At 37.4% G+C, this 22,365-nt stretch carries 13 protein-coding genes, 1 tRNA gene and 1 pseudogene; 7 read left to right on the top strand and 8 right to left on the bottom strand.

Annotated elements, in window-relative coordinates; translation table 11 throughout:
- Window positions 1-2: 2 nt before the first annotated feature.
- Entirely contained in the window at window positions 3-515 is a 513-nt protein-coding gene (locus IPJ80_11190; protein ID MBK7914050.1) for a nuclear transport factor 2 family protein, read from the bottom strand.
- A 323-nt stretch (window positions 516-838) separates the two neighbouring features.
- On the opposite strand from IPJ80_11190, the pseudogene IPJ80_11185 reads away from it, so the two are divergent.
- Both IPJ80_11185 and IPJ80_11180 read left to right on the top strand, forming a co-directional pair.
- Window positions 839-999: pseudogene (locus IPJ80_11185) on the top strand (type II toxin-antitoxin system HicA family toxin).
- A 1-nt stretch (window position 1,000) separates the two neighbouring features.
- Window positions 1,001-1,399: a type II toxin-antitoxin system HicB family antitoxin gene (locus IPJ80_11180; GenBank protein MBK7914049.1), complete on the top strand. Its 399-nt coding sequence runs from the start codon at window positions 1,001-1,003 to the stop codon at window positions 1,397-1,399.
- Window positions 1,400-2,507: 1,108 nt separating this feature from the next.
- Here IPJ80_11180 and IPJ80_11175 read toward each other — a convergent pair.
- The 7 genes from IPJ80_11175 to lpxD form a co-directional block, all read right to left on the bottom strand.
- Window positions 2,508-5,231: a CotH kinase family protein gene (locus tag IPJ80_11175; protein ID MBK7914048.1), complete on the bottom strand. Its 2,724-nt coding sequence runs from the start codon at window positions 5,229-5,231 to the stop codon at window positions 2,508-2,510.
- Between the two features lie 222 nt (window positions 5,232-5,453).
- Window positions 5,454-9,248, bottom strand: a complete 3,795-nt coding sequence (locus IPJ80_11170) for a T9SS type A sorting domain-containing protein (protein MBK7914047.1) — start codon at window positions 9,246-9,248, stop codon at window positions 5,454-5,456.
- A 1,204-nt stretch (window positions 9,249-10,452) separates the two neighbouring features.
- Window positions 10,453-10,524: transfer RNA gene (locus tag IPJ80_11165), tRNA-Arg, on the bottom strand.
- Window positions 10,525-10,664: 140 nt separating this feature from the next.
- Window positions 10,665-11,291 carry an ABC transporter ATP-binding protein gene (locus IPJ80_11160; GenBank protein MBK7914046.1) on the bottom strand — a complete coding sequence of 209 codons (627 nt, stop codon included), beginning with the start codon at window positions 11,289-11,291 and terminating at the stop codon, window positions 10,665-10,667.
- 6 nt (window positions 11,292-11,297) lie between these two features.
- A complete protein-coding gene (lpxA, locus tag IPJ80_11155) occupies window positions 11,298-12,077 on the bottom strand; it encodes an acyl-ACP--UDP-N-acetylglucosamine O-acyltransferase (protein MBK7914045.1) in 780 nt (259 codons plus the stop codon).
- Between the two features lie 2 nt (window positions 12,078-12,079).
- Window positions 12,080-13,465 carry a bifunctional UDP-3-O-[3-hydroxymyristoyl] N-acetylglucosamine deacetylase/3-hydroxyacyl-ACP dehydratase gene (locus IPJ80_11150; protein MBK7914044.1) on the bottom strand — a complete coding sequence of 462 codons (1,386 nt, stop codon included), beginning with the start codon at window positions 13,463-13,465 and terminating at the stop codon, window positions 12,080-12,082.
- A 3-nt stretch (window positions 13,466-13,468) separates the two neighbouring features.
- The gene (gene lpxD / locus IPJ80_11145; protein ID MBK7914043.1) at window positions 13,469-14,497 is read right to left on the bottom strand and encodes a UDP-3-O-(3-hydroxymyristoyl)glucosamine N-acyltransferase; all 1,029 of its coding nucleotides are present in this window, start codon (window positions 14,495-14,497) and stop codon (window positions 13,469-13,471) included.
- A 99-nt stretch (window positions 14,498-14,596) separates the two neighbouring features.
- Here lpxD and IPJ80_11140 point away from each other — a divergent pair, with 99 nt between their 5' ends.
- The 5 genes from IPJ80_11140 (at window position 14,597) to IPJ80_11120 (ending at window position 22,356) form a co-directional block, all read left to right on the top strand.
- The gene (locus tag IPJ80_11140) at window positions 14,597-16,477 is read left to right on the top strand and encodes a tetratricopeptide repeat protein (protein ID MBK7914042.1); all 1,881 of its coding nucleotides are present in this window, start codon (window positions 14,597-14,599) and stop codon (window positions 16,475-16,477) included.
- Window positions 16,478-16,486: 9 nt separating this feature from the next.
- Window positions 16,487-18,136, top strand: coding sequence for a DNA repair protein RecN (gene recN, locus IPJ80_11135; GenBank protein MBK7914041.1), 1,650 nt, complete (start codon window positions 16,487-16,489; stop codon window positions 18,134-18,136).
- An 83-nt stretch (window positions 18,137-18,219) separates the two neighbouring features.
- A complete protein-coding gene (locus IPJ80_11130) occupies window positions 18,220-19,023 on the top strand; it encodes an SDR family oxidoreductase (protein MBK7914040.1) in 804 nt (267 codons plus the stop codon).
- A gap of 3 nt (window positions 19,024-19,026) precedes the next feature.
- Window positions 19,027-20,451, top strand: a complete 1,425-nt coding sequence (locus tag IPJ80_11125; protein ID MBK7914039.1) for a choice-of-anchor B family protein — start codon at window positions 19,027-19,029, stop codon at window positions 20,449-20,451.
- 18 nt (window positions 20,452-20,469) lie between these two features.
- Window positions 20,470-22,356 carry a hypothetical protein gene (locus IPJ80_11120; protein ID MBK7914038.1) on the top strand — a complete coding sequence of 629 codons (1,887 nt, stop codon included), beginning with the start codon at window positions 20,470-20,472 and terminating at the stop codon, window positions 22,354-22,356.
- Window positions 22,357-22,365 lie beyond the last annotated feature (9 nt).

Below are 22,365 nucleotides of genomic sequence, written 5' to 3'. Positions count from 1 at the left end.
AATTACTTCCGATCTTCAACTAATTTCAAGATAATCTTTGTTTCAATTGTATCCTTCACCCTCACCACCTCATCCACCTTCTCATTGGGGACGGTCATAGACAAAACATACTGTTTGATTTTCCAGGCATTGCCTTGTTTTTGCATTACACCAGATCCCCGGCAAATTTTCATTTGAGTGTCGAGTAATTCATCAAACCAGGCGATGCGTCCGGATGGATCAAAGTAAATGTGTCGTTGCAAGGATTTAAAATTCCAGGCTTTGCCTCTGTCGAAATAGGGTTTGGAAAATTCCATAAAATGCAGCTTGTCCCAGTGCTCTGTTGCATCGGTTCCCATAAAAATAGCATCTTCGGTTAGCACATCAAAATAGGCTTTGAAATCCGCTGAGCCCGCTGCCTGGTGCCATCGATCCAATACCTTAATAATGCTTTGCTGTTCTGATTGTTGATCGAGTTTGCTTGTCTTGCAGCTGGCAAAGCCGAGGGCGAGTATAATGGAGATATACTTGATCATTGGTTGGCGTTAATTCATTGCAAGATAAGTTTTATATTGAATATTTCATTTTTTGCAAAAGAATATTTTACATTATCGGTGAGCGATCAATAGTTTGTAGTCAATTTTACCAATGCTAGTAAAATTTGAAGGTTTATAAAATACCCTCTTTGAGTAGTTTAAAGAACTGCTTGAACCCTGCCCATAATAATTGGACCAAAAAGGAAGCTGGATAAAGCTGATTCGAATTATGGAATCCCCAAAGATTATAAAAATAATTTGATTTTAAATAGTAGCAATTATGCTACCTTTACGGAGTAAAAGCTCTAGAAACAGAAAAACTAATTATAGCTAATGGCTGGTATTTTGTATGGCAAAACGGGAGTCGCAGAATTTATAAACATTTAAAATTAGTGGCATTGTGGTCATACCATTTCACGGCTCTAAAGATTTACCAAAAGGAACAGAACAAAGTATCTTGAAAAAAGCTGAAATTAAAATTTAAAATGAAACAATTAACTGCAATTATAGAACGAAACGAAGATGCATTTTTTGCATACTTGAAAGATTTGGATGGCTGTGTAGCCGGAGGTTCTAGCTATGAAGAAGTCAAATCCAATCTAGAAGAAATGATCAGTATTCTTATTGAAGAAGATACTGCTGTAAAAAAACAACTCAGTAAGGGATATAAAATCAAATTCGAGGTTGATCTGGAATCCATTTTTGATTTAATTCCCGAAGTAAATATTAGCCAACTGGCGAAAACAGGCAAATTGAATCCAGGTCTTTTAAGACAATACGTATCTGGAACTAAGAGAGCTTCTGAAAGCCAAGCTGCCAAAGTGATGACGGCGATCCGTGAAGTAAGCAAAAAATTAAATTCTATTGTGTTGACAACAGACTAATTGATTTCATTCAAATTAAATGTAGTTTTTACTTATGTTTCTATTCTGAGTGTAGATTTAGTTAAGTAGGCAATTACCATTATTTAATTTTGAAATTTTTAGCTACTCCATTCTACAATATAAATTGTTAACTACTGAGCTATGCATTGCTTGAACCTATAGAGGAATTAATTAAGCTATAAGTAAAATTATTCTTCTATTTTAAACATGCATTTCTTCATAGGTCAAGCCTATTTGATGATTGCATTTATTTAAAACAAAACTCGGGTTCTTCTGCGATTGAAAATAAGGACGTAGGCTTAGCCTACGCCCAGCGAAGGAAGGTAAAAAACAGATGCCTTTAATTGTTGACACGAATAATAAGGGGCTTCGTTCTTTTGCATTCGCCCAAAAGAACCAAAAGGCTTGTTCGAAATGAAGGCGTTTTTGCTAAGCTCGAGCTTCAGCTCAAATTTTTCTCACGCTTTTGGTGGTTATACAGATGCGTCAGTTTTACAACTAATAGAATACTTAGTTTAACTTGGCTCTGAAAAATTTTCGCCGCACGCTGCATTTCGAACGGTTAGATTTTATCCTAACGTTAGCTGACAACTGACCTCTGATTGTTGATTATTGAACTGTTGACGCAGACTACGCCTAGCGAAGGAAGGTAAAAAACAGATGCCTTTAATTGTTGACACGAATAATAAGGGGCTTCGTTCTTTTGCATTCGCCCAAAAGAACCAAAAGGCTTGTTCGAAATGAAGGCGTTCTTGCTAGACTCAGGCTTCAGCTCAAATTTTTCTCACGCTTTTGGTGGTTATACAAATGCGGCAGTTTTACATCTAATAGAATACTTTTTAAACATGGCTCTGAAAAATTTTCGCCGCACGCTGCATTTCGAACAGTTAGATTTTATTCTAAAGTTAGCTGACAACTAACCTCTGATTGTTGATTACTGAACTGTAGGCGCAGCTTACGCCCAGCGAAGATTGTAAGATTATTTCATTGTAGAATTGCAGCATTTTAGTATTGCAGAATTATGACTTTTGCTGCTTTCTTCAGCATCCCAAATTCAGGGTTTAAACCCTGAATTTGGGATGCTGAAGAAACCTGAAAATTAAATTCCCTACTCCACCACAATTCTAAAACTGATGTTTTTATTATCTATTACTGCGCGTCCTAAATAAATGCCGGGAGCTAGATTATTAATATTGATTTGATGAATGGGTTCAGTTTGTACATTGGTATTTAAAGCATAGATTCGAATTCCATTTACTGAAAATATTGTGAGCTTGTCAATTGAATTCGGACTGTAAATTTTGAATGATCCTTTGTTTGGATTTGGACTTACCTGCAAGGGTTCAACTGACTCGTCTTCGTTTGCAACAGGATTACATATAAATGTTATCGTAGTTTTGCATTGATTGGTATCCATTATGGTCAAATGAATGTTTAGTTCATTGGTTTCAATGGTATCTGTTTGTTCGCCTGTGCTCCATAAATAACTGTAGTTTGCAAGCAAATCATCTGGCTGAAAATACAACTTACATTTAGTTGGTGCCGAAGCTGGTACTGCAATGATTTTACCTTTGATTTCCGGATGCTGTATAATTTCCTTTTCTGCTGTTGCACTACATCCATTTGCATCGCTTACCATCAACTGAAAATGGCCTGCTTTGCTGACGCGAATGGATTGTGAAGTTTCTCCCGTACTCCATTGATAGGAATTAAATAATTCTGATTGCAGTGTGATTGTATCTCCTAAACAAAAAGCAGAGGGCCCCATGATCCGAGCTGTAGGATTTTCAAATACAACAACTACAAAACGGCTCTTGATTATCGAATGCTCCTTGCAATTTAAAAACATACTTACTTGATAAACTCCAGCACTATCCGTATTAAATAAAATTTCATGTGGCTTTGTAATGCTCAAATTGATGCCATCAGCTGATACAATTTGCTCTTCAAATGAATAACCCAACTTAACAAAGTTGCTGTCACTTAAATATAAAGATTCGCCTTGACATACTTTTAAAGTGTCAAAACCCATCCAATTGGTAGTATATATCAGTGGACTGGAATTCAAAATTCCATTCAACCGGTGGCTTCGGTTGAGATTGTAATCATTGTCATTGGGAACTGCAACAGGCTCTTTACTCAATAGAAAGGCCATTGAATCGTATCGAACCATCACAAAGTATTGCTGTTTGTCTATGGCTTTTGGAAACAGAACGCCTACATTCAAATTGGTATCAACCAAAACACTGTCCATGCGAAGCAAAGCGGCCCTTCGATCAATAATTTTTGTTGAATCTTTCGCGTCTCTCAATTCAATCAATACCCATCGGATAATATTTGGTGGAATCGTGGTTAATTTTTCAGTTCCCTGGTAATTGAACGGAGCGATATTAAATGGTTGCGCTTTTTGCATCACTGGTCTGACTCCCTGAAAACATTCCGGATCTAATGGCAATTCAAGCTTTACAATCACCGGAGCCGGAATGCATCGTCCCGGTAAATTAGCATCCATCCAATTGAGTCGATTGCGTATCCAGTTTTTTAAACGATTCATTTCATCTAAATACGAACTGGCAATGTAGGCATTGAACCCACCTGGATTGGTGCCCAGAATTTTCCATTTGGTGAAATGTCTTTTTTGCGCCACATCAAGGGTATCGAATGCATAGCGATTTAAATATTGGAATAAATTTCCGGTATCCAACAGGGTTTTTCTCAATTCAAGATAACGGCATTTGACCGCATTGGCATAATTGGTATCTCCCAACAATCTCCTCCATAAAATGGGTGTTGGTATGGTAGCCGGAACACATCCATCGTACATCCAACCGGTAGTTTGCGCCCCCGAACAAAAACTTGCATTTCCAAATGCAAAATTGTAATCCCAAACAGGTCCGGCTTTCAACATGCCTTTACTTCCATCTGCTTCCAGTTTTTCCTTGTAAAAAAAACTGCTTGCTTTATAGGCGTCGATATTTCTTGAAAACTCAGTGATCAGAAAATAATCTATGAATGAATTGACGCTGATGTATTTCTTGTATCCTTTTACCGGATCTGAAAATCCGGGTGATGCAATTAACAACTCCACCGTATCAATAAAATTCTGAATGTACTTTCGCTGCTTGGGTTTAATGTCATTGGAATCAGGATAATGATGCAACCAGTTAATATCCAAATTGGTGGTTGATTTAACTTTAGAAACAAAACCCAGATCTGCTCCATTGCTATTCTTGTCAATCTTCATAATATAACCTCCGGTGAGTTCCAGTCCAATGGTATCTTCCGGATTAAGTTTTGCAATGGCTACCCGATCAGGTCCCCGTTTAATCGATTCGGTTAAAATATAGATTCCTACATATTCATTGTTGATGAGCAATTCGCAAAAACGGGTGCGCGGACCCCAATGTCCCATTGCATTCCATAAATTATAGGTGAGCACATTGCGCAGCATGCTGATGTCATTGTAAGGAGCATACAAAACCCAATCTTCCTCAGCCGGCATGCCCATCAATCCGGCATCCAGATCTGATCCTGTCAAACTATCCCGTAATTCGATGCCATATTGTTTCTGCGGATAAAACTGCGAACTGTTCCCGCGAATTTCGATCGCGATAAAATTATTGTAGTTGTATTTGGTATCCTTGACTTTATTGATTTTCCCGGGGCCATTGTCAATGATCTTCATATGCGCCAGAATTTTTGGCTCGTTGGCAATGACTTTTCCACGGGTATCAATGATACAGATCGGCAAATTGGATGAGTCCAGCTTTACTACTTGTGCATTCAAAGAAATGCTTAATAAGCAAAAGAATACTGCAATTTTGGGATTCATGAATTGGTTTTGTTTGATATAAAAAGTAAATCTAAGAAAAGTCTGGTTGCTTAACTCGCATGGATTGAATTTATTTATAGTAGAATTGATGAATGATTAAATTCAGAACTGAAGAATAAGTGGTCAATGGTCAGTGAATGTGTAATATATAAATTACAATTGGGAATAGCATAAGCTATTCCCAATTGTAAATGAAGATGCATTTGTGCTTTAAAATGTTCCCTACTCCATTACCATGAGTTTGGCAATGGCAAGTTGTTTTCCTTGTTTGAATGTCTTAACAAAATATACACCGGATGGAATTCCCTTTAAACTGATCCAATTGCTTTCTGTTACAGGATAGTCTAATGTTATTTTACCCGTACTTGAAATCAATTTTATTAAATCGATGGATTGACTGGATACAATTTTAAAGTTTCCGTTTGATGGATTTGGTACGATGGTTAATTCATTGGATACTTTGTTATTGTTATCAATACCGACAATTTCTTTGATCTCAAATAATTTTTCTGAACTGAATGTATTTCCACATCCATCAACGACTGTCCAAAGAATTTTATGTGTTCCTACCGGATATTTTCCACTTGCATTGAATGGATTATTGGCATTGAAAGCGCGTGGATTGTCAGCCAACGCAGGAAGTTTTCCATCGTTAAACTCTTGCAAACTGAGTGAACCTACCTGATACTCATAACCACCTGGATATTTTCCACTTCCATCATTGAATTCATCTAATAGATAGCTAAACTGAAGCTCAGAAGCTAAAGTACAATTATCGACACCAGAGGCTGTTAAATCTATTGAAGCAAAACCGCTGCTGTCTGCTGTTTGGGGTGTTGCTATTACAGTTAGTAAATCGGGTACGTCAGCGTCGTTGATATGAATGATTTGTTGATAAGTCCATTTCGCATCGAGTAAGGCCAAAGTCGGTTCATACTGATTCCAGTCAATAACCGTCCACGTGCGGATCAATTTTAAACAGGCATCCGGACTGTTGGAAATCAAAGTATCTACATAATCCACTGTAATCATATTACAGTTTCGGTCATTGATTAAAATCGGACTTCCAAGTAAAGGATTTGCAGGACTCCAATCATCCCGACAATTTTCCAGGATGCTTGCTTGTCCGTTACAATTGCCCGGCCAGATAATATCATCGAGGGTATCGCAGGCATTGTTTTTATTGATATTAAATGGTTGACAATCTACCACCCAAATAGTTTGTGTGCCGGTTACCGTAATTCCATTCGGACCATACACTAAAATGCGTCGGGTGATTTTTCCTTGTCCGCCTTTGCGAAAATCTGTTACCTGAATTTCAGGAATGATTTCACAAGCACTCAAGACATAGCCATCAAATCCCCAAACCAATTCGTAAAAACGATCCGGGTGAGTTGAGTCATACAATGTATTAGTGTAATCACATGCTCTGTTTGATGCGGGTGGACTTGGTGGCGGTGGATCGTTTACAGGCCCAGGATAGCCAGTAATGTCATTTTTTACACAGAAATTAGGGCATACTTTATCATAACTTATTACTTTATTTCGCAAGGATAAATCCGAAACGATTCTGCCAAATGTCGAATCATTTGGATCTGATAATTTGGAAATATCAATTGGAAAACTGCAACTCACAACGATATCCGGAGGAGAAACCAAGGTAGGCATACTGTTGTCTACAACTTCAACATAAGAAATGCAATCGCTAAAATGGTTGTGCAATCTTCCTCCGGGTGCCATATCGGAAGGCAATACCGGTCCGGCACCAGGATCGCGATCAAAAACACGTAAAACTATAGACACTTTATTATCTACATCCGCACAACAAAACGTTGCAGCGTCATCAAAATAAATTTGAGTACCATCCAATTGATCATTATCATCTCCATTGACTAAACCGCAATAATTATTTGTAACTTCCAAACTATCATCAGATCCATTGCTCGTTCCTTGCAATTGATCCAATCGAATGATTTTAAAATAAATGGTCGAGTCACATGGATCTGCACTTGATTTACTCATCCAATGTGCGGATACCTTAGCAACATTTTTTCCCGGTACTTGATTTATTGAAACGGTTACTTTTAATTTTTCTACACAAACTGCATTTGGTGGCGTATTGTCTTCTACCACAATCACACTTTCTTTGTTAGTAATATTTCCACAGCAATCACTGGCAATTATGGTTCCTGTATAAATTCCTTTTGAAAGATTGCTGAGGACAAAACCGGTGGTTTCATTTCCTGAAATATCACCTCCACTGCTACTGAATACATAATGAATTTCATTAGAACAATTGTCTGTTAACCAGGGAACCAAAACTTCCCATCGTCCTTTACACGTTAATGGATCCAGGAAGACTTTTATAGTATCCGGATACAATATTTCAGGTCCCTTAGTGTCTGTAATGCTTATTTTTTGCGTGTACACCAACATTTCTGTAGTACACCAGTCCAATACCGTCCATTCCCGAAAAACATCATAACAACTCAAATTGGAAGAGCTGCAATTGGGGGTATTATGCTCTACGATCGAATCCCTGAATGAAATATTTAGATCGGCGCATTCAATGCCTGTTGGAAATCCGGTCCCTTCCCAAAGAATATGTTCATCAAAACCCCAACACAAAGGATCTGAATAGGTCCAATCTTTATGCGTCGGATAGTAAATAGTTTTAGGATTTGGATGTCCGAAATTTACATCCAAAGGATCTTCGATGCGATTCCATCCCAATACCCGAGGCAATCTTCTGTTTGGATAAATGTTTGGTTCGAGCGGATTGGCATACCAATGTGCAGAATCCAATAAAAAACCATCTATGCAAAATGGAGAATTGGCTATGTGACTGTTGACGTCAATAGCTTTATTATAAACCTCATCGCAGTTTAATGCATTCCGATCGGTTCCATCAAAATCCGGAGGTAACACAATTTCAGAGATCGAAAGCAAGCTCACTTTAATTTGATGCTGGCATTCTGTTTTATTCCCTGAAATATCAGTCGCTATCCACTTTCTGGTAATAATCCGGTCATAACCGTCCATACAACCTCCGCGCACCACCTGATCGATGTAATTGAGTATATAGTCTTCGCAATTTTCATTAACTAAAGGTATCCCCAAAGTGATTGGGCGGGTGTCAACCGAACAATCCACGATGGTATCAGCAGGACAATGAATTACTGGTGCAATCGTGTCCAACAAGATTAATCTACCCATACAAGTATTTCCGGTAAATGGATCTGTTAAAGTGTATTTGATTTCTCGGAGTTTGTCTCTGTAATCTACCTGCACTCCTTCCAGGTTAACCTGACGATCAATTTTTTGATTGGTAATCCAATCGCGCAATTCCAGATTCAAATATTCATTACAAGGTTTGAGCGCGCTAAAATCCAAGAGCCATTCCGGCAAAATGGTCAAGGTACAATTCGGTTCAAAATACAGCTTGACTTCCTCTGTCTGGCATTGAAAATCGGGATCGTAAACACATTCACAATCTACAACCCAAATGGTCTGTACATCAGATACCACCAGGCCTGTTGAATCAAAACCTTCAAATATCCGAAGTATGGGTCCTCTCCCATCTACCCGTTGATCGCTAATCCGAATCTTTATTGAATCAGATTCCAAAGCTTCATAATAGCCATCCAATCCCCAGCTGAGTGTATAGACATCATCGGGATTGGTAATGTCGTACAATTGGCTAAACCAATCGCAGGCAATTGAAGGAGCAGTTGAAAGAAAATTGGTATCCAGCCCCGGATATTTTGTAAAAGGGTTAGGAAGGCAATACGCAATGCAAACCAGGTCCTGTGTTGCCAGGTTAGCCCGGTTGTTTTTGTCATCGTGCAATACACCAAACAAGGTATCCGTCCGATCCAACAAATTGGAAAAATTAAAAGAAAATCCTCTGCTCACAACGACATCAGCCGGAGCCTCCAGGACAGGTGCTTGTGCATTTAAGACTTGGTTTCCCAGTACCCAAAGCCCATAAATTAGGAATGTCCGAAATTTTAACATATACTATTATTTAAATTGAGTAAATCAATATAATTCCTGAAGGGTCGTGTATGATTTGATACAGAACGCTCCACTAAAATAAGCAAATAGACCGGAAACGGCTTTATATTGAAAAAGGGTGACGAGGGTTGAATATCAAAGATACGTTAAATATTGGAATTTACCAATACTGCTATGCTACAATGCTGCAATGGATCAATCGCGATCAATACAACACAAATGTATTCCCTTCCCTGCTGGGCGTAGGTTCAGCGGAGGGAATTAATGCTCAATACACAATGCTCAATTTTCAATGACTAATTGGAATTCTACATTAAACATTGCTAATTGAACATTGAGCATTGAACATTAAAAAAGCTTGCTTCGAAGAATTAATGCTCAATACACAATACTCAATTCTCAATGACTAATTGGAATTCTACATTGAACATTGCTAATTGAACATTGAGCAATGAACATTAAAAAAGCTTGCTTCGAAGAATTAATGCTCAATACACAATACTCAATTCTCAATGACTAATTGGAATTCTACATTGAACATTGCTAATTGAACATTGAGCATTGAAAATTAAAAAAGCTTGCCTCGAAGAAATAATGCTCAATACACAATACTCAATTCTCAATGACTAATTGGAATTCTACATTAAACATTGCTAATTGAACATTGAGCATTGAACATTAAAAAACTTGCTTCGAAGAAATAATGCTCAATATACAATGCTCAATTTTCAATGAATAATTGGAATTCCGCATTGAACATTGCTAATTGAACATTGAGCATTGAACATTAAAAAAGCTTGATTCGAAGAATTAATGTTCAATATACAATGCTCAATTCTCAATGACTAATTGGAATTCTACATTGAACATTGCTAAGTTTAAAGTAATCGTGAGCATCAAACTGACTCTGGGGAGGAAAATGCTGCAATTCTGCAATGTTGCGATACTGCAATTCTACAATGCTGCAATGCAGGAATTAAACAATGTTCATTGAGATTCGTGGATTCAATAAAATATAGATTTTCTAAATAATAAATAATTTAGCTAGCCTCACAAATTCAGGGTTTAAACCCTGAATTTGTGAGGCAGAGGATAGCTGCTTGTTTTTTTGAATTTTTGTTATTTACTAAGCGTGAATTCTATTGTCACGATTTAATCATCGTTCCTTAAACTTTGGCGGGGATACCGTTTATTTATTTTTTTGTAGTCCCGAGCAGAATCGAACTGCTATCTAGAGTTTAGGAAACTCCTATTCTATCCGTTGAACTACGGGACCAATTATTTAACTTTTATTTGAATTGCATTTTTGGGTCAACAAGGGTACTTATTTTATTATTTTTATCAGTCGGGCAGCTATTAAACTGCAGGAACTCAATTATTAAAAGCCTTAGTGTGTTTGTAACAACCATCCATTAATTATTTTGTATTCATATTTACTTCCAATTGTATTTTATAATTTACCAATTCAAAATCTTCCGGCTCATTGGATGCGATAATAACCAATCGATCCTTGCAATGGTTTTGCAATAATTGCTTACACCATAATTTGGCCCGGTCGTCTAAATTGCTAATTGGTTCATCTAAAAACAAAACAGAAGAATCTGCAAGTATAGCCAAACCCAATTTCAAACGCTGCTTCATTCCAGAAGAATAGTACTTTATCAATTTATCTTCGTGTCCGCTGAGATAACAGGTTTCAATAAAATCAATACTCGTAATATTATTTCTGAATTTTTTAAAATGCTGTTGATGCTGAATTAATTCTTTGACATTCATGTAATCATAAACATCCGCATAGGGTGCCGCATAAGAGATTTTTGAAAACCAATTTTCCTCTTCAAGTTCTTTGCCATCAATTGAATAGTGAATCTGCCCTTTACTGGGCCCCATCATGCCGGATAAAATCTGAAGTAATGTTGATTTACCAGAACCATTTGATCCGGCAATGCCATAAACCTGTCCCTGATTAAATGTATAATTGAAATCTTTGATAATCCAGTTTCTGTAAAACCGTTTGTATATAGAGTTTGCAACGATTTTCATTGCAGTTTAACGTCGATAACCTTTCATAATGCCGCGATTTGAATTGCGGATAAATTCAAGAATGACATCTTTTTCAGGTGAATCCGGCAATTCCACTTCAATGGCTTTAATCGCTTTGCTTACATTTTTATATTTCACAAACAAGTACCGATAAATTTCATGAATTTTATTGACCTGATCAACACTAAAGCCTCTTCGTTTTAAGCCTATCGAGTTGATGCCTTCATAGGATAATGGTTCTCTTGCTGCTTTTGCGTAGGGAGGAACATCTTTGGTAACCAGGGATCCACCACCAACCATCGCATGCATTCCGATTTTGACAAACTGATGGATTGCACTCATTCCTCCAATAATTGCATATTCTTCTATTTCAATATGCCCTGCCAGATTGACGCTGTTGGCTAAAATGACATTGTTTCCTACAAAACAATCATGCGCGATGTGCACATAAGCCATCAACAGACAATTCGAGCCGACTTTAGTCGTCATTGCGGCTTTTGTGCCGCGGTTTAACGTACAACATTCACGGATTACCGTATTGTCTCCTACTTCCAATAAACTATTCTCACCTGCAAACTTCAAATCCTGAGGTGGAGCGCCCACAACAGCTCCCGGAAACACTTTACAACCATTTCCAATTCGGGTACCGGACATGATGGTAACGTAGGGTCCAATCCAACAGTTTTCACCTATGATAACATCGTTGTGAATAGTAGAAAATGGTTCAACAACAGTCCCTTTCCCCAATATGGCTCCAGGGTGTATATTGCTTTGAATGCCGCTCATGTTTATCTTTTTACAATTTGTGCTGTTAAGTCTGCTTCACAAACCATTTTACTTCCTACATAAGCCGTGCCAAGCATTTGGACAATGCCTCTGCGTACGGGAGCAACCAATTCCATTTTAATTAACAGGGTATCTCCCGGCATGACCTTTTGCTTAAATTTTGCATTGTCAATTTTTAAAAAGTACGTGTCCCAGGCATTGGGCTCCTCTTGCATGGACAATACCATAATGCCTCCAGTTTGGGCCATGGCTTCAATTTGAAGGACGCCCGGAAATACCGGATTTCCCGGAAAATGACCTTGAAACAAGGCTTCATTGATTGAAATGTTTTTTACTCCGACCACATATTTCTCGGAGATTTCAATAATCTTATCCACCATTAAAAATGGATAGCGATGTGGCAACATCGCCTGAATTTGAGAGGTATTAAATATCGGTGCTTTGTCAGGATCATAGTGCGGAACTCCCTGCATTTTCTTTTGTTCAATCAGCTTCTTTTTAAGAATTCTGGCAAATTCAATGTTTAATTTATGTCCTGGCTTTTTAGTCAAAATATTACCCAGAATGGGCTTCCCTACCAAAGCTAAATCACCCAATACATCAAGTAATTTATGGCGTGCGGGTTCATTGTCAAAATAGGGCTTAATCGTATTTAATACTCCTTCCCGCTCTACTTTAACGCTGGGCTTATTGAGTTTCTTAGCCAATTCATCCAATTCCTCCTGACTCATCAACCGATCTACGATGACAATGGCATTGTTTAAATCTCCACCTTTTATTAAATTTTGATCTAACAGGGCTTCCAACTCATGCAAAAAAACAAAGGTTCTGCAAGGGGCTATTTCCGTTTTATAATCTTCAATGTGCTCAAGACTTGCGTATTGGGGCGCCAGGGTCTTTGAGTTAAAATCAATCATGGTTGTAATCTCCAATTTTTCAGAAGGCAATGCTAAAAATTCAGCACCGGTAGATTCATCTTCAAAGGAAATGGGTTCCAGGATTTTAAAGTATTCCCGTTCTGCATTTTGCTCGACAATTCCACATCCATTCAGCACATTCACAAAGTCCATTGCACTGCCATCCTTAATAGGAATTTCAGGACCATCCAATTCAATTAATACGTTATCAATTTCCAGACCGGCAAGTGCTGAAAGTACATGTTCAACAGTCCAAACTTGCGCTACTCCCTCTTGGAGGGTTGTGCCTCGATTGGTAGAAACCACCTTGCTGACATCTGCTGCAATGATGGGCTGATCGGGTAAATCCATGCGTTGAAACCGGATTCCGAAGTTTTCAGGAGCTGGTCTAAATTTCATTTTAACAAAAGAGCCTGTGTGCAGTCCGACCCCTTCAATGAAAACGTCCGAAATGATTGTTCTTTGATTCATGTATTATGATTCAGATTTCAATTTATCCTCAAGCTCTTTTAACTTCTTGGCCAACGCGGGTAATTTCTTAAATTCGGCGAAGGATCTTAAAAAAGCAAAATATTCCATAGCCGGAGATCCATACCATTTTCCATTGGATTGCTCCAACGAACTGGCAATTCCACTTTGTGCCTGGATCATTGTTCGATCTGCAATGGACAAATGTCCTGCAATTCCAACTTGCCCTCCTATCATGCAATAACTACCAATTTTGGCACTCCCTGCAATTCCTGCTTGCGCTGCAATGACAGTATGATTTCCAATTTGGACGTTGTGGGCAATTTGGATGAGATTGTCCAATTTACAGCCATCACCTATCTTGGTAGAGCCCATGGTACCCCGATCAATCGTTGTATTGGATCCAATTTCTACATCATTTCCTAACACCACATTTCCCAATTGGGCTATTTTCTGATAGACCCCATGTTCGTCTGGCGCAAAACCGAAGCCATCAGAACCGATAACTGCATTGGAATGGATTATACACCGGTTCCCGATAATGCAGTCCTGATAAATGCGAACACCAGGATAAATGATCACATGATCTCCAATCTGTACATTTTTTCCTATATAAACCTGAGAATGAATGTAAGACCCAGAGCCAATTTTTGAAGATTCAGAAATATTGGTAAATGCACCAACACTTACCGCCTCCCCTAAAACGACCGTTTTATGAATTTCGGCCTTTGGATCAATCCCGCTGTTTTGGGGAAATTCCTGGAATTTTTTGAATAACTCACTGACCGTCAATCGCACATTATCAACCCGAATGATTGCAGGTTTAACTTCGGACTTGGCTTGAAAACCGCTATTTACCAATACGGCAGAGGCTTTTGTCTGGTATAAATAGGGTTCATACTGTAAATTATCCAAATAGCACAAACTCCCATCTACCGCTTCTTCAATCTTACTGGGGTGAGTAATTATGATATTCGGATCGCCTTCTAAGGTTCCATGAACTAAGGCTGCTAATTCGCCGGCTGTTATCTTCACAGCACAAATCTACAAATTCGTTAGAAAGCTAGGAATCAAAAGCCAATCCGGAAGCACCAAATCCATTTTTTGTACCTTTGTTTGCTCAGATTCTTCTAAATGGCCAAAAAGAAAACCAAAACTTTCAGTTCCCCTCCCCTAAAGGTGGAAGCTCAAATACCCGAATCCGGCAAATCAGTTAATTCGGGTTTATACATCTTACTTTTATTGGTTTTTACCTTTGTCGTATTCAGTCCGGCCATTAAATGTGATTTTGTAAACTGGGATGATGACCGAAATACCTATGAAAATAAATTGGTCCTTGAACATAAATATGCTGAAATTTTCACCCAAAATGTAATCGGAAATTACAACCCATTAAGCATCCTCAGTTTCGCTATTGAACATTCGATTTATGGAATGAATGCAAGCCGGATGCACCTGGTAAATATTTTACTCCATTTGATTTGTGTCTATTTTGTTTTTAAAATATTTCAAGCCCTCAAGCTCAATGTTTGGTTTGCTTTAATTGGATCTGCGCTATTTGCATTTCATCCGTTACGGGTAGAATCGGTGGCCTGGATTACTGAACGAAAGGACGTTTTGTATGGTGCTTTTTATTGTCCTGCACTTTACCTCTACATACGCAACCTGGATAAACCTGCAAAATGGAAATCCATACTCGCCTTTGGCTTATTTATCATCGGGCTTTTTGCAAAAATTCAAATGGTTGCATTGCCACTGTCGATGCTTGCTGTTGATTATTATAAAGACCGTCCATTGAATTTTAAATTGGTCTTGGAAAAAACTCATTACTTTTTAGCTGCATTCTTGTTTGGAATTATAGGCATCTTGTTTCTAAAAGATCAGGGCTCCCTTGAAACCAATTCCATGGTGCATACCGGTATTGATCGTTTATTTATTGGATCCTACAGTCTGATTACTTATTGCATTAAATGGCTGGTACCTTATATGATGTCTCCGCTTTATCCCTATCCGGAAAAATTGAGCATCTGGCATTATCTCTCATTACCCGCTGCTATAATAATGCTTTATGGTATTTATTATGCATACAAGAAAAATGCAAAAGCCCTGGTTTTTGGATTTATGTTTTTCTTTTTCAACATCGTATTTCTGCTTCAAATTCTCGCTGCCGGTCAAGGGTATTTAGCAGACCGTTTTACTTACATTGCTTACATTGGATTGTTTTTTATCTTTTGTTTCTATACTCAAAAATGGTTGATTGAAAAACCCAAAATGAAGTCAATTGGCTATGCTGCCATAGGCATCTATTTAGTGGTATTAAGTTTTATGAGTTACAACCAAACGAAAATCTGGAAAAATTCTGAAACCCTTTGGACTCATGTATTGAAATATTATCAAAACACACCATTGCCCTATAACAATCGAGCAAATTACTTAAGGGATTTAAAACAATTTGACCGGGCTTTGGAGGATTACAACATGGCCATTAAATATAAAGCCGGTCATGCTACTTACAACAGTCGAGCACGCTTATTTTTTAATAAAAATGAAGATCAAAAAGCCATTCTGGATTATGATCAGGCGATTAAAATGAAGCCAGAAGCTGAGTACTACGTCAATCGTGGGGCAGCTAAAGCAAAATTAGGACGTTGGGATGAAGCATTATCCGATATCAACAAAGGATTGGAACTCAATAAAAATTGGAAGGTCGGATATCTCAATCGATCCATTTTATACAACCAGGCAGGAAAAACAGATTTGGCATTAGCCGATATTGATTCCTATTTAAAATTGGATTCCAAAAGTCCGGAACTTTGGTTTGAAGGGGCACGCTGTTTGGTATTATTAAACCAGGCAGAAAAAGCACTCACTTATTTTAATAATGCCATCCGCTTAAATCCTAATTCAGGTTTGTTTTATGCAGAAAGAGGACAAACTTTACAAAGTTTAGGAAAAATTGATGCTGCAAATCAAGATTTTCAACGTGCACAACAATTGGGACAAGCCATCCAATAATTTGATCTGATGCTGACCAGTCTTTCGATTAAAAATTATGCCATCATTGACCAATTGCAAATGAATTGGGAAAACGGATTTACTGCAATGACCGGAGAAACCGGTGCCGGTAAATCTATTATTATTGGCGCTTTACAACTGGTTCTTGGTAACCGTTCGGATGTTAAAGATTTAAAAAATAATGAACTAAAATGCATCATAGAAGCTGAGTTTCAAATCAGCAACGAACTTTTATTGCAATTAAACGATCGCTTCGAACTTGAAAATCAAAATACACTAATATTAAGACGTGAAATTTTACCGACTGGAAAAACCCGCTCGTTTATTAATGACAGTCCGGTATTGTTAACGGTGATCCAATCAATCGCTCCATTTTTATTAAGCATTCATCAACAATTTGATCATTTGGATTTGTTTGACCGATCTTTTCAAATGGAATCTTTAGATAAATATGCAGATTTGACAGACGCTGTTTCTAACTATGAAATTAAATTCAAGCAATTTCAAAGCTTGAAAAATTTATATACACAACAAGCAGAATCCCTAAAATCCGGAATGCTTGAAAAAGAATTCATTGAATTTCAATGGAACGAATTACAGGCTGCACAATTGAAAGAAAATGAACTTGAAACACTTGAAAATGAATTGAAACTCGTTACCAAAGCAGAGGAGATTAAAACCAATTGCATGCAGGTTTTTGAGCTTATTCAAGGAGACCAGGGCCTGTTGGATCAAACCCAGACGGGCATTTCCCTGTTAAAGAATCTTCAGGTCAATGCCAATTTAAAATCAATTTACGAACGATTGGATAGCGTTCGAACGGAATTAAAAGATCTCAGTATGGAATTAGAATCCATTGCTGATCAAACTGAATTGAGTCCGGAACGAATCACAGAAATTAATCATCGTCTGGATCAACTCAACCGATTGTTAAAAAAACACCGAGTCCAGACAGAAATCGAATTAATCCAATTAAAAGATCAGTTGGAATTCAAATTGAGCCAACTTTCCATGTCGGATGAAAATTTAATCAAACTTCAACAAGAAATAGACCAATTACAAAATCAACTTACAAAAGACGCGCAAGGCATTTCAAAGAAACGAATTGCTGCAATTCCCGGTTTGGTAAGCAACATCCAGAAATTATTGATAAGCCTTGGGATGGTCAATGCGCGCGTTGACATTCAATTACAACAAAATGAAGTGCTTAATGCCCAGGGAATGGATCAGATTGACTTCTTATTTTGTGCCAACAAAGGCGGTGTCTTACGACCATTAAAAGACCAGGCTTCAGGTGGCGAACTTGCACGCTTTAACCTTGCGGTAAAATCCCTGGTGGCGACAAAAAACGACGGAGCTTGTATGATTTTTGATGAAATTGATACCGGAGTTTCAGGACAAATAGCTCTTCAAATGGGCAATATCCTGAAAAGTATGGCTCTGACACACCAATTAATTTGCATCACCCATTCGCCACAGGTTGCATCCAGAGCAAATCAACACTATTATGTATTTAAAGAACATACTAAAAACGACACGGTAACTAATATCCGGAAGCTCAATAAGGACGAACGGCTCCATGAATTAGCTAAAATGCTGAGTGGCGAGCCCCCCACCAAAGCTGCTCTAATAAATGCCACTGAATTGATTGGTCTTTAAGTTCTTAAATAATTAACACCGGGTCTCTATAATTTAGGTCCTTCCTAAGGAGATCCAATGTAATTTTGCTGAAAATACCCCTTATGTCAAATCAATTACTAGCAAATAAACGAGGAATTATTTTTGGAGCCCTGGATGAGCAATCCATTGCCTGGCATGTTGCCGAAAAATGTGTTTCACAAGGTGCTAAAATAACCCTTACAAATGCACCGGTTGCCCTGAGGATGGGTAAAATCATGGAATTGTCTGAAAAACTCAATGCCGAACTCATTGGAGCAGATGCAACTTCTGTGGAGGATCTGGAAAATTTATTAAAGAAATCAACCGAAATTTTAGGAGGAAAAATTGATTTTATCCTTCATTCAATTGGTATGTCTTTAAATGTCCGGAAGGGAAAACATTATACCGATACCAATTATGATTTCATGCAAAAGACCTTCGACATTTCAGCAATTTCATTTCATAAATTGATGCAGTCTGCATTAAAATTGGATGCGATCGCTGATGGTGGTTCAATTTTAGCTTTGACCTATATTGCTGCGCAACGTGTATTTCCTGATTACGGAGAAATGGCTGAATCCAAAGCATTGTTGGAATCGTTTGCCAGAAGTTTTGGGTATCACTTTGGAACCTTAAAAAAGGTACGGGTCAATACCATTTCACAATCCCCAACCTGGACCACTGCAGGATCTGGTGTGAAGGGATTTAAAGAATTTTATGATTATGCAGATAAAATGAGTCCATTGGGCAATGCATCTGCAGATGCCTGCGGAGATTATTGTGTAGCCATGTTTTCCGATTTAACGAAAATGGTTACTATGCAAAATTTATATCACGATGGAGGCTTTTCCACTATGGGAATGAATCCTGCTGTATTAAACTTATAATTCATGAATCAACATGCATTCCTGTACTTTTTAATTTGCTTTTCATTTATTAATTTAAATGCCCAACCGAAAAAATTAAATTTACTTGGTCATTGGCGAGATCCAAAAGTAGTCGGCTCCGCTGCATATGATAATGCTTTTAATGAAGCCTGGGGTTTTTGGGTAAATGGACATGAATATGGAGTAATTGGTTCAACTTCCGGTACACACATCATTGACGTAAGCGATCCAAAAAATTTGTTTGAACGCTATTTAATTCCCGGAGCTTTTAATGGGCCCGATGTAATTCACAGAGACTACGATGATTACCGTTGTTACCTCTATGCAGTTTGTGATGAAGGCAGCAGCAGTCTCCAAATCATAGATATTTCAAATTTACCTGATACCGCGATCGTAGTGTATGACTCAAGAGAATTCATGGTACGCGTACACAATATTTTTATTGATATTCCAAAAGCAAGACTTTATACCTGTTCTGAAAGTAATAAAGATGGATTTTTTGCATTAGGACTTTATGACATCATTAATCCGGAAAAACCTAAATTCATAGGTCATTATAATAAATTTGGAGACATCACTGCTTCGCATGTACACGATGCATACGCGCGCAACGATACGGTATATTTAAATTGTGGACCTTCAGGCTTAGCAATAATGGATTTTTCTGATGCTTCTAATCCAAAACCCATCCTGACATTAAAACCAAATGAATATCCAAACTCAGGTTACAATCATTCTGGTTGGCTTACACCCGATGGAAAAACCTATGTCATGGCAGATGAAAATCACGGGCTGCCGCTAAAAGTATTTGATCTTTCAGATATTGCAAATGGAAATGTTGTTTCGCTCATGTTTCCCTCAAAAGATACAGCGATTGCCATTCCTCATAATCCCTTGGTTTCATGTGATTACGCGTATGTATCTTATTATTACGACGGACTTCAGGTATATAATATTAAAAATCCTTCCAAACCTAAATTAGAAGCTTATTATCCAACTTCCACCTTACCCAATAACTTAAGTTATAAAGGTTCCTGGGGAAATTATCCATATCTACCTTCTGGAAATATTGTTGTGGCTGACATGCAAAATGGTCTCTTTGTCGTTGAAGGCGTTGAAAAACCCTGTAATGCTGTTTATTCATGCAATCCGGTTGGCACTTCTGATGGGATACTAAATGGATCTGTTAAACTGTATCCAAATCCTGCAAGCCATATTGTGAATATTGAAACAGATTTAAACTTGAATTTTCAGGAATGCCAAATTTTTGACGCAAGAGGAGTATTCATAGAATCTTCTAAAATTGAAAATCATAGCAATTCACTCCAAATTAAATTGGATGACCTGCCAATTGGATATTATTGGTTGAAACTCATTACTTCAGATCACAGACAGGTTGTTACTTCTCTCAGTAAAATTCATCATTAACCGTTTTAATTCTGTTTATTGAATTTAAATGGAAATAGCAAACTATTAAATTGCCTGATAGGATTTATCGGTATTTATTCCTTTTGCTTCCAACAGGCTACTGCCCAGACAGAAGTAGATTCGCTTAAGAAACTAACATTGGATAGTATCAATAAAATCAAATTAGAAATTATTGAATTTGATGCTGTCAATGCTTTTGAAATCAAAACAATGGATAGTATTTCCGATTATTTATTGCAGGAAAATAAGTTGCCCGGAATAAAATTAAACATGCCCCACCCTGCACGTTTCTGGAATCCAACACAAGCTTTTGGTCACAGACTTTGGGATCATGGACTTCATGGACTCCGGTTTGACAATCAGGCAATAGAAAACTATCGATTTATTTCACCCAATAAAGCGATATCAGAAATCGAACTTCAAAGGGGACGTTCTTTTACGAACTCACAAGCCAGCTTTCAGGATAATTATGACTTGCATTTAATATTTGCATCTCGATTTAGAAATCAAGTTATTTGGAATTTTTCATACAATCGTCAACAAAACAAAGGAATCTTTGCCTTCGGTGCACAAGAAAACACCTTGTTCAATACAGGTATTTTTTATAAAAACCTAAAAGAATCGTTTTCAAGCAGTCTGGTATTTTCTGATGAGCGGCATGGTTCACAAGATCACTGGGGAATTGTAAACGACAGCTTCTTGCTCGACCCTAATTTCAGGGTGCGAGAATCTGTGCCCGTAAATAACAGTAAAGCAAAAACCTTACAATTCGAACGATCTGTATTGTTAAATCTGCAATATCGTTTTTCAAAATCCAACAAACTCATTAATCCTGGAATTCGTTACACCGGATTTTATAGTCTATTCTCCTTTAACTATCGGGATAACGGTAAGCCGCTTGATTCCATACTTTATAACTATTTTTATGTTGACAGCTTTACTATTCAAAATTATTTACATGCTAAATTAATCAGTCAAAAAATAAATCTGGAGCTAATCAATCACCCAAACATTCAGTCTTCCGTTGAATATCAATTAGATTTAAATAACATGGATCATGATAGCTTGAATCAACAGAAAGTGGTCACAGCAATTTCTTTTATTAATCAACTTAAATTTAAAAGTCGCAGTGCAATTAATACCAAACTTTCCGCTATCTATTTTGATGATAAAATAGGATTGAATGCAAGCGTTTCATCAGAACTAATTCAAACCAAATGGTTAAGCGGACAATTGAGCGCAATGCATACGCAAAGTCCGATCCCTTATAGCTTCAGCTATTTAAATTTAAATAAATCCTATTTTTGGGAGCTAGCCAACTCAAGTCCTTTTATTACAGAATGGGCTGCACAATTGAAACTGACAAGTAAAGGTTTCCTGAACGCAGGATTTGATTTGAAATTTTCGAATTATTCGAATTTTGTTTATTTTGATAGCACGGCTCATCCAAAAACGGGTTCTTCGATAGCTAAGACCGCCTTACAGTTGCATTTAAATTTCAATGCAAGAAAGTGGAATACCCATAATCAATTTTATTTAGAATCTTATCAACCGGATCCCGCTCATTTAAATGGATGGCATTCTGATCATACAATTAGTTACAATCAGCATATTTTTAAAAAAATTGTCCAATCTGAATTTGGCTTGCAGTTTAAACTCTATCAATTTGATTATAAATTTAACTTCAATCCGATTCTGCAATCGTTTTATAGTTCCAATCTTAGCAATGATTTTTTATATACCATGGGACTGTACATGCATTTCAATATTTCGGATTTTAAATTGAGTTTATATGCAGACCAATTAGATTCCTTTTGGAATGAAAAACGTCCAAGTCTTGTAAAAAACTACCCGGTATATGATTTTTATTTTCGTTTTGGAATTACCTGGAAATTTCAAAACTGAATTGTGTAA

The sequence above is a fragment of the Saprospiraceae bacterium genome, from assembly GCA_016714025.1.
GTDB lineage: Bacteria > Bacteroidota > Bacteroidia > Chitinophagales > Saprospiraceae > Vicinibacter.
Note: the sequence above shows the minus strand (reverse complement) of the source record. Positions and strands in the feature narration are given on the sequence as shown.